Origin of the sequence: Pseudomonas sp. Pseusp16, from assembly GCF_047324915.1 — a bacterium.
Lineage (GTDB): Bacteria > Pseudomonadota > Gammaproteobacteria > Pseudomonadales > Pseudomonadaceae > Aquipseudomonas > Aquipseudomonas fluorescens_CD.
On the sequence record NZ_CP168522.1, the window covers coordinates 776,851 to 789,508 of the forward strand.

General features: G+C 60.8%; 11 protein-coding genes. 6 read left to right on the forward strand and 5 right to left on the reverse strand.

The window, feature by feature from the left end; all coding sequences use genetic code 11:
* Positions 1 to 146 precede the first annotated feature (146 nt).
* Positions 147 to 1,229 (reverse strand): 2OG-Fe(II) oxygenase, encoded by a 1,083-nt coding sequence (locus ACEN8Q_RS03380; protein WP_413427760.1) that lies wholly within the window; start codon positions 1,227 to 1,229, stop codon positions 147 to 149.
* Between the two features lie 120 nt (positions 1,230 to 1,349).
* Complete coding sequence (locus ACEN8Q_RS03385) at positions 1,350 to 1,913, reverse strand: TetR/AcrR family transcriptional regulator (protein WP_413704504.1); 564 nt, start codon at positions 1,911 to 1,913, stop codon at positions 1,350 to 1,352.
* 147 nt (positions 1,914 to 2,060) lie between these two features.
* Between ACEN8Q_RS03385 and ACEN8Q_RS03390 the strand changes: the two genes are divergently transcribed.
* The 4 genes from ACEN8Q_RS03390 to ACEN8Q_RS03405 all read left to right on the forward strand — a co-directional run bounded on the left by ACEN8Q_RS03390 (position 2,061) and on the right by ACEN8Q_RS03405 (position 8,370).
* A complete protein-coding gene (locus ACEN8Q_RS03390; protein ID WP_413427758.1) occupies positions 2,061 to 2,354 on the forward strand; it encodes a LysR family transcriptional regulator in 294 nt (97 codons plus the stop codon).
* Positions 2,355 to 2,506: 152 nt separating this feature from the next.
* The gene (gene mexE, locus ACEN8Q_RS03395; RefSeq protein ID WP_413427757.1) at positions 2,507 to 3,748 is read left to right on the forward strand and encodes a multidrug efflux RND transporter periplasmic adaptor subunit MexE; all 1,242 of its coding nucleotides are present in this window, start codon (positions 2,507 to 2,509) and stop codon (positions 3,746 to 3,748) included.
* 12 nt (positions 3,749 to 3,760) lie between these two features.
* Positions 3,761 to 6,952 (forward strand): efflux RND transporter permease subunit, encoded by a 3,192-nt coding sequence (locus ACEN8Q_RS03400; RefSeq protein WP_413704505.1) that lies wholly within the window; start codon positions 3,761 to 3,763, stop codon positions 6,950 to 6,952.
* Positions 6,952 to 8,370: an efflux transporter outer membrane subunit gene (locus ACEN8Q_RS03405; protein WP_413704506.1), complete on the forward strand. Its 1,419-nt coding sequence runs from the start codon at positions 6,952 to 6,954 to the stop codon at positions 8,368 to 8,370. Before ACEN8Q_RS03400 ends, ACEN8Q_RS03405 begins: the two co-directional genes overlap by 1 nt.
* Positions 8,371 to 8,561: 191 nt before the next feature.
* On the opposite strand, the gene ACEN8Q_RS03410 is transcribed toward ACEN8Q_RS03405, so the two are convergent.
* The gene (locus ACEN8Q_RS03410; protein WP_413705467.1) at positions 8,562 to 10,127 is read right to left on the reverse strand and encodes an aldehyde dehydrogenase (NADP(+)); all 1,566 of its coding nucleotides are present in this window, start codon (positions 10,125 to 10,127) and stop codon (positions 8,562 to 8,564) included.
* A complete protein-coding gene (locus ACEN8Q_RS03415; protein ID WP_413704507.1) occupies positions 10,127 to 10,759 on the reverse strand; it encodes an isochorismatase family cysteine hydrolase in 633 nt (210 codons plus the stop codon). Before ACEN8Q_RS03415 ends, ACEN8Q_RS03410 begins: the two co-directional genes overlap by 1 nt.
* 98 nt (positions 10,760 to 10,857) lie before the next feature.
* Here ACEN8Q_RS03415 and ACEN8Q_RS03420 point away from each other — a divergent pair, with 98 nt between their 5' ends.
* Together ACEN8Q_RS03420 and ACEN8Q_RS03425 are read left to right on the forward strand one after the other, a co-directional pair.
* On the forward strand, positions 10,858 to 11,385 hold the full coding sequence (locus ACEN8Q_RS03420) for a winged helix-turn-helix transcriptional regulator (RefSeq protein WP_413428842.1): 528 nt from the start codon (positions 10,858 to 10,860) through the stop codon (positions 11,383 to 11,385).
* A 182-nt stretch (positions 11,386 to 11,567) separates the two neighbouring features.
* Complete coding sequence (locus ACEN8Q_RS03425; RefSeq protein ID WP_413428843.1) at positions 11,568 to 12,020, forward strand: cupin domain-containing protein; 453 nt, start codon at positions 11,568 to 11,570, stop codon at positions 12,018 to 12,020.
* Between the two features lie 174 nt (positions 12,021 to 12,194).
* On the opposite strand, the gene ACEN8Q_RS03430 is transcribed toward ACEN8Q_RS03425, so the two are convergent.
* A complete protein-coding gene (locus ACEN8Q_RS03430) occupies positions 12,195 to 12,614 on the reverse strand; it encodes an organic hydroperoxide resistance protein (RefSeq protein ID WP_413704508.1) in 420 nt (139 codons plus the stop codon).
* Positions 12,615 to 12,658: the final 44 nt, after the last annotated feature.

The following is a 12,658-nucleotide window of genomic DNA, read 5'->3' on the forward strand; positions in this document are numbered from 1 at the left end:
GAGGTTGTCGTAACGTTGGTATTGCCGGCAAAAAAGTACCCCGGCTCGCCCTCCGGCTCCTGCTTCAGCGGAGGGCGTCCGGCGACCATGAACCTTGGCGGTCATGGCCCGGTCCCAGATGAAAGCTGAATGGTGTTTAGCGCGAGTCAGCTTTCAATAAATGAGCGGTTCTCTTCTCGAATGACGCGCGCAGCATCATCGTATAGAAACGGCAGAAACATATAACGGCGACCTTGGGTTACCGGGGTGGCTTCGTGCAACAGTGAGCACGAAAACACCACGGCCCCTCCTGTTGGAGCGCTGTAAAGTACTTTTCCATACTCTGGAAAATGCAGAAAACCACCGTCGTACTCTTCCGCATTGAGAAACAGGGAAACGGCAAAGCGGCGATGCGCCGTACCCTTCGTGGTGTTATCCCGATGGGGCCGGAAATGCCCGCCTTCCTCGCTGTTGTAGCAGGCCACCAGGTAGCGCTCCATTCGAGTGGCATTGAACTGGAACGCTTGATGTAGCTGTGGAAGCAGACGGTTGGCTATACGCAACACACAGGCTTTGGTTAGAGCCTGATCTTCAATCACGCAGTCACGACGTCGTTTGTGGTTATGGTCGGTGATCTGGACGGTTTTACCCGATTGCTCGGTCATGAACCCGGATTCCTCTCCGCCACGTTCGTCGTAATAACGTATCAGTGCTTTACACAGCGAAGGCTCGAATATACGGGGAACCACCAGGACTGGTGCGTGTGGAGTGGCGGCGCGTGGCGGAGTCGGTGCGGGCAATCTATCCAGAAAGCGCATCAACAAGGGGACATGGTTATCAACCGGTGCTTCTATCGGGACGACGGCCAGGACACGTAGCGCATGATCCAGCACATAGGTCATTTGCCTGATACTGCCGTCTGTTTGCAACGTACCGTAGAGCTTGCTGACTGACCGATCGAAATCCCAAATGAAGCGCATGCCAGGTATCGAACTTTCTACCCGCTTGAGCTTTTCATCATCCGGATCTACGGAAACACCAAAGAAGCAAATGTGATCGTCATCGAACCGCTGGCGATGGGTCCGAATACCTTCCAGAATTTTAATTGATGCCGGATCAGCCGCAGAACCGAAAAAATAAAGCACGACATACCGACCGGCGATAGTGTCGAAACAAAAGCGTTCCCTTAGTTGAGTTCGGCAATAGAACCAAGGGGCTGGTTGACCGACTGAAAATGCTGAGGCGCGCATCACAACTCCTTGCCGGTTGGCCGTGGTTGCGGGTAAAGCTAGTTCAGTCTTGTTGATGTTGCCCGGAGCGCTGATGGCGACTCCTCATTCATGACGTGTCTCTCTGGTTTACCAGGCTTGTCATGCCTGGGCGTCGGCAGACCAGGCCTCGATCACCGATTGCAGGAACTGCTCCGACAATCGAGGGTTGTCCAGGGCCCTGGCGATCAGTATTGCCCCTGTGATCGATGACAGGATGCGCAAGGCTTGCTGGTGCTTTTCATCATAGGTATCGCCGTCGACCAATGGCATCAGCGTTTCGATCAGGGTCTGCACGCCTTTGGTGAACGAGTGGCTGACCGCTCCGCCGTTGCGCGCGACATCGGCACCCAGGGCGGGGATCGGGCAGCCTTCGGTCCAGTTGCTCAGGTGGGCTTGGGTCAGGTAACCCTTGAGCAGTTCGGGGATGGATTTGGCCGCTCGCCAGTCTTCGATGTTGGTTTCGAACGTGCGGCTCACGGCCTCCGACGCCAACTGCTCCTTGCCACCGGGGAACTGTCCGTAAAAGCCGCCATGGGTCAGGCCCACCGAGCGTGAAAGCTCGCCGATGCCAATGCCGTCGATGCCTTTTTCCCGGTACATCCTCGAGGCCGCGCCGAGGATCGCTTCCTTGTTGGCCGCTGCCTGGTCTTTTGTCACTTTCATGAGTGGGTCCTGTCATCCGACGAGCGCCCTGGCAAATTTTTGCGGGGGGGCTGGTATTTATGATGGTCGTAATATAAATTCGCTGCAATGGCTTTGCCGGTCCCGAGCCCGTGGCTCAAGTCAAAACACCTCACAAGGTGCTGGCCCATGAAACGTAATGATCTGCGCAGTATCGACCTCAATCTGCTGGTGGTTTTCGAGGTGCTCATTCAGGAGCGCAATGTCAGTCGGGCCGCAGAAAGACTTTGCCTGGGGCAACCGGCGGTCAGCGGTGCATTGGGCCGTTTGCGCACGCTGTTCAACGACCCTCTGTTTAAACGCATTGGCCACAAAATGGAACCGACCACCCGAGCCTTGCAGGTGGCGCAAATGCTTGGGCCCGCATTGGACTCCATCTGTTCCGTCGTCAGTCTGACGGCTTCCAGTAAAAAATCTAATTAATTCATAGGCTTGATCTGAGTATTCGTTTTTTTTGTTCTTAAACATGATAGTCATCATTAATGATGATAGCCAAGTTCACTCCGTTCAATTCGTCGCTGCCCCCTGTGCGGCCGAGAATTCTCCAACCCCTAAACCGTCAGGCGGACACCCCCATGGAACAGTCACTCAAACCTTTGCGTTATCCCCTTGTTGCATTGGCGTTGGCGACCATCACTGCTTGCGGCCACGCACCCGATGCCGCCCAGGCTCCGGGTGCGCCGCATGTCACGGTCGCCAAAGTGCTCGAGCAACCCATCACTGAATGGGATGAGGTCACCGCCCGCCTGGAAGCGCCGGAAACCGTCGTGGTTCGCCCGCGGGTTTCGGGGCAGATCGATCGTGTCGCCTTCACGGATGGCGAGTCGGTAAAGAAAGGGGATTTGCTGTTCCAGATCGATCCACGGCCGTTCGAGCACGAAGTGCATCGCCTTGAAGCGCAGTTGCAGCAAACTCGCGCCACGCTGGTTCGAACCGGCAACGAAGCGCAACGCGGCCAGCGCCTGCTGAGCAGCAATGCCATTTCTGCGGAACTGGCCGACACGCGCAGCACCACCGCCCAGGAAGCCAAGGCCGCCGTCGATGCCGTGCAGGCACAACTCGATCTCGCACGCCTGAACCTGAGCTTCACCCGCGTCACCGCGCCGATCACCGGCCGGGTCAGCCGTGCCGAAATCACCGCTGGCAACATCGTCACCGCCGACACCTCGGCGCTGACCAGCGTGGTCTCCACCGACAAGGTCTACGCCTATTTCGACGCCGACGAACGCCTGTTCCTCAAGTACGGCCAACTCTCCCGCGAAGGCCGGCGCAGTCAGTCCACGCCGGTGTACATGGGCCTGTCGAACGAGGAGGGCAACAGCCACCTGGGGCAGATGAACTTTGTCGACAACCAGGTCAATCCCAAGACGGGCACCATTCGTGGTCGCGCGGTGTTCGACAACGCCGATGGCCAATACACCCCGGGCTTGTATGCCCGATTGAAGCTGGTGGGCAGCGCGGCCTATGCCGGCCTGCTGATCAAGGACGAGGCAGTGGGCACCGACCTGGGCAAGAAGTTCGTGCTGGTGATCGACCAGGACAACAAGGCCGTGTACCGCAGCGTCGATCTGGGGCCGAAGCTCGAAGGGTTGCGCATTGTGCGCAGCGGTTTGCAGAAAGACGACCGGATCGTCATCAACGGTCTGCAACGGGTTCGTCCCGGCGCGGTGGTCGCGCCTCAGGATGCGCCAATGGCCGATGCGCAAACCGTCGCCACCCTGGCCCGTCAGCGGCAGGCCATCGAGGCGGGTAATCAGCCCGTCGCTCCGTCACCGGCGCTGGTGAAAACCGATGCTGCCGTTTCACCACGCGGATAAAGGAACACAGCCATGAAGTTCTCCCAGTTCTTTATCACGCGGCCGATCTTCGCCGCCGTGCTGTCGCTGCTGATCCTGATCGCCGGTGCCATCGCGCTGTTCCAGTTGCCGATCAGCGAATACCCCGAGGTGGTGCCACCGACCGTCGTCATTCACGCCAACTACCCGGGCGCCAACCCCAAGGTGATTGGCGAAACCGTTGCCGCGCCACTCGAACAAGCCATCACCGGCGTCGAGAACATGCTGTACATGTATTCGCAGTCTACCGCCGATGGCCGGCTCACCCTCACGGTGACCTTCGCCCTGGGCACCGACCTGGACAACGCCCAGGTGCAGGTACAGAACCGTGTCACGCGCACCGAGCCAAAACTTCCCGAAGAAGTGACGCGCATCGGTATCACCGTGGACAAGGCGTCGCCCGAGCTGACGATGGTGGTGCACCTGACCTCGCCGGACAAGCGCTACGACATGCTGTACCTGTCCAACTACGCGATCCTCAACGTCAAGGATGAGCTGTCGCGCCTGAACGGTATCGGTGACGTGAAGATGTTCGGTATCGGCGACTACTCGCTGCGTATCTGGCTCGATCCGAACAAGACCGCTTCACGCAACCTGACCGCGACCGATGTGGTCAACGCGGTCCGCGAACAGAACCGTCAGGTCGCTGCCGGCCAATTGGGCGCACCGCCTGCGCCCAACGCCACGAGCTTCCAGATGTCGATCAACTCCCAGGGGCGGCTCGTCACCGAGGAGGAGTTCGAGAACGTGATTGTCCGCAGTGGTCCGGACGGCGAGATCACTCGCCTCAAGGACATTGCGCGGATTGAGCTCGGCTCCAACCAGTACGCCCTGCGCGCACTGCTCAATAACCAGGAAGCGGTGGCGATGCCGATTTTCCAGCGCCCGGGTTCCAATGCGATCGACGTCTCCGACCAGGTGCGGGCGAAGATGGCCGAGCTGAAGAAGGGCTTCCCGGAGGGCATGGACTACGAGATCGTCTACGATCCGACCATCTTCGTCCGCAGTTCGATTGAAGCGGTGGTTCACACGCTGTTCGAAGCACTGATCCTGGTGGTGCTGGTGGTGATCCTGTTCCTGCAAACCTGGCGCGCCTCGATCATTCCACTGGTCGCCGTACCGGTGTCGTTGATCGGCACGTTTGCCGTGATGCACCTGTTCGGTTTCTCGCTCAATGCCCTGTCGCTGTTTGGCCTGGTGCTGGCGATCGGTATCGTGGTCGATGATGCGATCGTGGTGGTGGAGAACGTCGAGCGCAACATCGAGTTGGGCCTCGAGCCGATCGAGGCCACCAAGAAAGCCATGGGCGAGGTGACCGGACCGATCATCGCCACGGCGTTGGTGTTGTGTGCGGTATTCGTGCCGGCAGCGTTCATCTCGGGCTTGACCGGGCAGTTCTACAAGCAATTCGCCCTGACCATTGCCATCTCGACGGTGATCTCGGCGTTCAACTCCTTGACCCTGTCGCCGGCATTGGCCGCGGTATTACTCAGGGCCCACGGCGCGCCGAAAGACCGTTTCTCCAAAGTGCTGGATCGTCTGTTCGGTGGCTGGCTGTTCAAACCCTTCAACCGTGTATTCGAAAAGGCCAGCCATGGCTATGTGGTTGCCGTCGCCAAGGTCATTCGTGGCAGCGGCGTGGCCTTGCTGGTGTATGCCGGGCTGATCGCCATGACGTACATGGGCTTCAGTACCACGCCGACCGGTTTCGTGCCGACCCAGGATAAAAAATACCTGGTGACTTTCGCGCAACTGCCGGACGCCGCCAGCCTTGATCGCTCGGAGTCGGTGATCCGGCGCATGAGCACCATCGCCATGAACGAGCCGGGTTTCGACAGCGCGGTGGCGTTCCCCGGCCTGTCGATCAATGGCTTCACCAACAGCCCGAACGCCGGTATCGCCTTCATCGGCTTGCGGCCCTTCGATGAACGCAAAGACCCGAGTCTGTCGGCAAAGGCCATTTCCGCGTCACTGAACGCCAAGTTCGGCAGCATTCAGGACGCCTACATCGCCGTGTTCCCGCCACCGCCGGTTCAAGGCCTGGGCACCATCGGCGGGTTCAAACTGCAGATCGAAGACCGCGGCAACCTGGGTTATGAAGCCCTGTACAAAGAGACCATGAACGTCATCGCCAAGAGCCGCAGCGTTCCGGAGCTGGCCAACCTGTTCACCAGCTTCACGGTGAACGTGCCGCAGGTCGACGCCGCGATCGACCGGGAAAAGGCCAAGACTCACGGCGTCGCCGTCAGCGATATCTTCGATACGTTGCAGGTGTACCTGGGTTCGCTGTATGCCAACGACTTCAACCGTTTCGGCCGCACCTATCAGGTCAACGTTCAGGCCGACCAGCAATTCCGCCTGGAGCCGGAGCAGATCGGCCAGTTGAAGGTGCGTAATGATCATGGGGAAATGATCCCGCTCGCCACGTTCATCAAGGTCAGCCCGACGTCGGGGCCTGATCGGGTCATGCACTACAACGGCTTCATCAGTGCGGAAATCAACGGAGCGGCGGCGCCCGGCTTCAGCTCCGGCCAGGCCCAGAAAGCCATCGAGAAACTGCTCAAGGAAGAACTGCCCAACGGCATGACCTACGAATGGACCGACCTGACCTACCAGCAGATCCTGTCCGGCGATACCGCGTTGCTGGTGTTCCCGCTCTGCGTCCTGCTGGCGTTCCTGGTGTTGGCGGCACTGTATGAAAGCTGGAGCCTGCCGCTGGCGGTGATCCTGATCGTACCGATGACCCTGTTGTCGGCGATTGCCGGGGTGATCATCTCAAAGGGCGACAACAACATCTTCACCCAGATCGGCTTGATCGTGCTGGTGGGCCTGGCCTGCAAGAACGCGATCCTGATCGTCGAGTTCGCCAAGGACCGGCAGGACCAGGGCCTGTCGCCGCTGGACGCAGTACTCGATGCTTGCCGCATGCGTCTGCGGCCGATCCTGATGACCTCGATCGCTTTCATCATGGGGGTGATCCCGTTGGTGACGTCCACCGGAGCCGGTTCGGAAATGCGTCGGGCCATGGGGGTCGCCGTGTTTTCCGGGATGCTCGGAGTGACCTTCTTCGGGTTGCTGCTGACGCCGGTGTTCTTCGTCCTGATTCGTCGCTACATCGAGCGTAAAGCCGCGCGCAAGGCGGCCCGGGTTCACTCGCTCAAGGTTATTGATTCGGAGGCACACTGATGAACGCGTTAAAGCTGTTTTTACCGAGTCTGCTGGTCACCGCGTTGGCGGCATGCACGGTCGGGCCGGATTACAAAACCCCGGACACGGCACCCGCCCATGTCGTTTCGGCACAAGGGGCCAATTACGATCAAACGCGTTTCGAAACGCTGTGGTGGCAGCAGTTCGATGACACCACGCTGAACCAGCTGGTCGGCAAAGCGCTCGACGGCAACCGCGATCTGCGCGTGGCCTTCGCTCGCTGGAAAGCCGCCCGGGCCATCCGCGACGACGTCAGCAACGATAATCTGCCGGTGGTCACCAGCCGTGTCAGCAGTCTGCAGGGCAAGTCGCAGGTGCCGGGTCTGACCGAGCATCGGGTCAACACCGAGCGCTACGATCTGGGCCTGGACATGGCTTGGGAGATCGATCTGTTCGGGCGCATCCAGCGCGAACTGGAGTCCAGCGATGCCCGGGAAGACGCCACGGCGGCGGACCTGTACCAGCTGCGGGTGAGCATGATCGCCGAACTGGTGGATGCCTATGGTCAACTGCGCGGAGCACAACTGCGGGAAAAAATTGCCCTGGCCAACCTCAAGAACCAGAGTGAATCGCGCACCGTGACGGTGAGCCTGCGAGACGCTGGCGTGGGTAACGAACTCGACGTGGTGCGTGCCGATGCCCGGTTGGCGGCCGTCGAGGCCAGCGTGCCGCAACTGCAGGCGGAGCAGGTGCACCACAAAAACCGCATCGCCACGCTGCTGGGCGAACGCCCTGACACGCTGAGCATCGACTTGAGTCCAAAGGACTTGCCGGCCATCGCCAAGGCGTTGCCGATTGGCGATCCCGGCGAGCTGTTGCACCGGCGCCCGGACGTGCTGGCGGCAGAGCGCCGGTTAGCAGCTTCCACGGCCGATGTCGGCGTGGCCACCGCCGACCTGTTTCCCCGGGTGAGCCTGAGCGGGTTCCTCGGGTTCACGGCGGGGCGTGGTTCGCAGATTGGCTCCAGTGCCGCTCGCGCCTGGAGCCTGGCGCCGAGCATCACCTGGGCCGCGTTTGACCTGGGCAGCGTGCGGGCGCGAATTCGTGGCGCAAACGCCGAAGCCGAGGGCGCGTTGGCGACCTATGAGCAACAGGTGCTGCTCGCCCTGGAAGAGTCGGAAAACGCCTTCAGCGACTACGGCAAACGCCAGCAACGCTTGCTGTCGCTGATCAAGCAAAGCGAGTCCAGTCGTGCGGCGGCCGACCTGGCGGCGACGCAATACAAGGAAGGGGTGGTGGACTATCTGGTATTGCTGGACGCACAACGTGAACGGTTGAACGCCGAGGACGCCCAGGCACTGGGTGAAACCGACCAGTACCGGGCCATTGTCGCGATCTACAAATCCCTGGGTGGCGGTTGGGACAGCGGTGAAACCCGGCTGGCGAAAAACAACTGACTGACCTGTTGTTGCTGTTGCTGTTGTTGTTGTTGTTGTTGTTGTTGTTGTTGTTGTTGTTGTTGTAGGAGCGAGCTTGCTCGCGATGGACGTCAACGAAAACGCGTGCTTGCTGGCTCAGCGCGGCGTTCTTGAGACCATCGCGAGCAAGCTCGCTCCTACAGTTAATGGTACGGCTTAGGCATTTTTGTTTATTGACCGTCCACTAGGCGCGGCAGCCCCAAGGGATTTGCCTCGCGCAGAGGCTCTGGCAGCAGGGCATCCGGAAAACCCTGGTAGGCCACCGGGCGCAGGAAGCGTTCGATGGCGGTCATGCCCACTGAGGTAAAACGGCTGTCGGATGTGGCCGGAAACGGCCCGCCATGCACGGTGGCAAAACACACTTCCTGCGGATGGGCGAAGGCGTTGACCACGATGCGCCCGGTACGTCGCTCCAGGGTTGGCAGCACGCGACGGGCCAGGGGCAAGTCGTCCTGTTCAAGGTGCAGGGTCGCGCTGAGCTGCCCCTTGAATGAGCGCGCTACCCGTAACAGCTCTTCCTCATCCCTGACCTTCACCAGCAGCGCGGACGGGCCGAATACTTCCTGTGAAAGCGCCGGTTCGGCGAGAAAGCGTTGGCCATCGACTTCGAACAGCGCCGAGCGGCCATCGACTTCGGCGGTGGAAGTCGAGCCAACGGCGACGAGGCGGGCGCCGGCGTTCTCCAGGTTGCCGAGGCCCTTCAGGTACGCGCCATGGATACCCGGAGTCAGCATCGTGCGTGCCGGAGCCTCGCTCACGCGTTTGCTCATGGCGTGGCGCAGTGCTGCAAACCCTGCACCTTCGATGGCAATCAGGATCGCCGGTTTGAGGCAGGCTTGGCCGACGTTGACCAGCATGCGTTCGGCAAACCCATCGCCGATCTGCGCACCGCGTTCGGCGAGTGCCCGGGGCAGGATGAAGGTCGGGTTGACGCTGGTCATTTCGGCGAAGACCGGGATCGGCTCGGGGCGTTGTTGCGCGCGCCGATACAACGCCATGCCACCTTGTTCGGAACCGGTGAAGGTCACGGCCTTGATCAGCGGATGATCGACCAGTGCTTCGCCGATGGCATTGCCGCTGCCACGCACCATGGAGAACACGCCTTCGGGCAGTCCGCTGTCTTGCACCGCTTGGCGGATGGCGCGGGCCTGGATTTCCGAGGCGCCGGGATGTGCGTTGTGCGCCTTGAGAATGACGGTCGCGCCGGCTGCCAGCGCCGAAGCGGTATCGCCACCGGCCACCGAATAGGCGATGGGGAAATTGCTCGCACCGAAGATCGCCACCGGGCCGATGGCGATTTTTTGCAGGCGATGATCCATGCGCGGGCGTGGCTGGCGTTCGGGTTGTGCCGGGTCGATGGCCAGTTGCAGGAAGCGCCCCTTGCGCACGACATCGGCGAACTGGCGGAACTGGGTGGCCGCCTTGATTGCCTCGCCTTCCAGTTGCGCCTCGGGCAGGCCGGTTTCCAGGGCGGCCCGTGCCGCCAGCGCCTCGCGGACCCCGTCGAGGTTGTCGGCGATGCACTCGAGAAACGCCGCCCGGGTGGCGAGCGAGGTATGGCTATAAACATCGAACGCCTCGTCGGCGAGGACCGCGGCGCGGTCGACGTCGGCCACGCTCCCCAGCGCAAACGCCGGATCAATCGGTTGGTTCGTCGCAGGATTGAGCGCCTTCAGGGTGCCTTCGCTGGCGGCGACATCGCTGGCGCCGATCAGCAGGTTGCCAGTCAACTGCATCACGCACCTGCCTGTGCCAGTACGGCAACGAGTTCTTCGGTAGTCACGATGGAATGGGCGAACGTCGGTCCGTTCAGCTCATGGGCGGAATGCATCATTTCCGGCTTGAAAGCCGCGGTGGCATCGCGTACCAGGGTGACGTGATAGCCGAGTTCCTGAGCGTAACGGGCGGTTGCCTCGATGCAGGTATTGGCCAGCAGGCCGACGATGATCACGTGGGTGACACCCTTTTGCTTGAGGCGGAAATCGAGGTCGGTATTGGCAAAGCCGCTCGACCCCCAATGCTCCTGTACGACGATGTCGCCTTCCTTCGGTGCGAAGTCGGGGTGCCATTCGCCGCCCCATTCGCCGCGTGCGAAGTGATGCATATGCATGATCTTGCACTGGGTGGGGCTTGGGTGGTCCCAGTTTTCATAGTCGCCTTTTTCCCAGCGGTGGTGCGGTACGATGACCACTGGAATATTGAGCGCGCGTACGGTGCGATCGAGCGTACGCAGGTTGTCGAGCAGACCGACCTGCTCGGCGATTGGCTCGATCAAGGGATAGATCTTTCCGCCATCGGAGAGAAAATCATTGTAGGGATCGACCAGCAGATAGGCAGTCCGGTCAAGAGGGTAGGTAGCGTTGGACATGACGGTTCTCCGCAAAATATCCGTGGATGGTGAAGTGTAGTTGCTCGGAATTCACGCAGATATGATAATCATAGTAACTAGGAAAGAGGCAATACCGCATGTCGGTGAAAAAAACCGTTTCTGAAACCCTGTGTCCGATTTCCCGGGCCGAATCCGTCGTGGGCGACCGCTGGACGGTGCTGGTGCTGCGCGAACTGTTCATGGGCAGCCATCGTTTTGACGACATCCAGGTGCAGACCGGCGGTACGCCGCAAATGGTCGCGGCGCGTTTGAAAAGCATGGAAGCGGACGGAATCATCGCGCGTCGGGCCTACAGCGAACGGCCAAAACGCTACGAGTATCACCTCACGGAAAAAGGCGACGCGTTCTACTCGGTGATCCTGGCGCTGCGGGCCTGGGGCGAAACCTGGTGCAAGTCGCCCGAGGAAGGGTTGGCGGTGGTGTATACCCACCGCAGCTGCGGCGAGCCGGCCGGACTCGGACCGTTGTGCGTGCATTGCGGGCAGCCCTTGCGCCGCGCCGACCTGATCAGTGAACCGAGTGTTGCCTATGTCGCCGAACGCAACGCCCGGCGCGAAGCGTTCAAGGGCAGTCGCGCGGCCGATTCGGGAGCGGCGGGGGAGTAGACCAGCGACGTGCCCGCAGCGGTGGGTTTGTATCAATAGGTATCGGCGACGCCTGCCGTTACCCGTGCATACAAAACCGCCGTTTCCCGACACCCGGGCGATACACGGCGGCCTTCAAATGGAACCACCGGCATCGCGCCACTTTCGGCGCGGCCTGGCGTGGTTCAACTGGAGGAAAGACTATGTTGCGTACCCACACCCGTCACACCCTCGGCAAGCTTGGCATGATCCTGGCCGCGGCAGGGCTTGCCAGCGCAGCGAGCCTCGCTCAAGCCCAGGAAGCACAGCCGGCCCCGGCGATGAAAAGCTGGCAGCAGGGCCTGCATCGCACCGACCTGGTACACGAAGACCTGGGCGCCGCCGATCGCGAAGTCCTGCAAGTACTCGTGGACTTCGATTCCGGTGTGACTTCGCCCAAGCATGCCCACCCGGGCGTCGAGGTGGCACACGTGATCAGCGGCACCTTCGAGTATCAACTGGAAGGGCGGGCACCGGTGACGCTCAAGGCCGGTGATTCGTTGTACATTCCCGCAGGCGTCGCCCATGTGGCGAAGAACGTGGGTGGGGGCAAGGCCTCGGAACTGGCGACCTACATCGTGAAGAAAGGCGAACCGCTGCTGATCCTGAAGGAGTAGGCAATGTAGGAGCGAGCTTGCTCGCGATGGTCGTTAACGATAACGCGTGCTTACTGGCTAAACGCGGCGCTCTCAAGACCATCGCGAGCGAGCTCGCTCCTACAAGCAATTTTGGTGTTCAAGAGGCCTGGCCTGACCGGTATCAAGACGTCAGGCCAGGCTTTTCTGCATCGGTCAAACCAGATTGATTTCGACGTCGATGTTGCCGCGCGTCGCCTTGGAGTACGGGCAAGTCTGATGCGCCAGTTCCACCACCTTGCGTGCGATGGTCGGGTCCAGGCCCGGCAGGCTGACATTCAGACGGGCTTGAAGGAAGAAAGCGTTTTCGGACTTGCCCAGATCGATTTCGGCATCCACCGCAACGTCGCTCGGCAAGGCCACTTTCAGCGCGACGCACGCCTTGCCCATCGCCCCGATGAAACAAGCCGACCAACCCGCCGCCAGCAGTTGCTCAGGATTGGTACCGGCACCCGAAGAGCCGGGAGGCGAAAGCTTGATGTCCAGGCGTCCATCGGTGCTGCGTGCCTGACCATCGCGGCCGCCGGTGGTGTGGGTCTTGCCGGTGTACAGCACGGTTTCGATTGCATTGATCATGGTGGTTTTTCCTGTCAGTGGGTCGCTGGAATGCTCGGAAAACC

Coding starts and splice junctions, on each gene's coding strand:
- ACEN8Q_RS03380 (WP_413427760.1), bottom strand. CDS start 1,229: ATGCGCGCCTCAGCATTTTCAGTCGGTCAACCAGCCCCTTGGTTCTAT.
- ACEN8Q_RS03385 (WP_413704504.1), bottom strand. CDS start 1,913: ATGAAAGTGACAAAAGACCAGGCAGCGGCCAACAAGGAAGCGATCCTC.
- ACEN8Q_RS03390 (WP_413427758.1), top strand. CDS start 2,061: ATGAAACGTAATGATCTGCGCAGTATCGACCTCAATCTGCTGGTGGTT.
- mexE (WP_413427757.1), top strand. CDS start 2,507: ATGGAACAGTCACTCAAACCTTTGCGTTATCCCCTTGTTGCATTGGCG.
- ACEN8Q_RS03400 (WP_413704505.1), top strand. CDS start 3,761: ATGAAGTTCTCCCAGTTCTTTATCACGCGGCCGATCTTCGCCGCCGTG.
- ACEN8Q_RS03405 (WP_413704506.1), top strand. CDS start 6,952: ATGAACGCGTTAAAGCTGTTTTTACCGAGTCTGCTGGTCACCGCGTTG.
- ACEN8Q_RS03410 (WP_413705467.1), bottom strand. CDS start 10,127: ATGCAGTTGACTGGCAACCTGCTGATCGGCGCCAGCGATGTCGCCGCC.
- ACEN8Q_RS03415 (WP_413704507.1), bottom strand. CDS start 10,759: ATGTCCAACGCTACCTACCCTCTTGACCGGACTGCCTATCTGCTGGTC.
- ACEN8Q_RS03420 (WP_413428842.1), top strand. CDS start 10,858: ATGTCGGTGAAAAAAACCGTTTCTGAAACCCTGTGTCCGATTTCCCGG.
- ACEN8Q_RS03425 (WP_413428843.1), top strand. CDS start 11,568: ATGTTGCGTACCCACACCCGTCACACCCTCGGCAAGCTTGGCATGATC.
- ACEN8Q_RS03430 (WP_413704508.1), bottom strand. CDS start 12,614: ATGATCAATGCAATCGAAACCGTGCTGTACACCGGCAAGACCCACACC.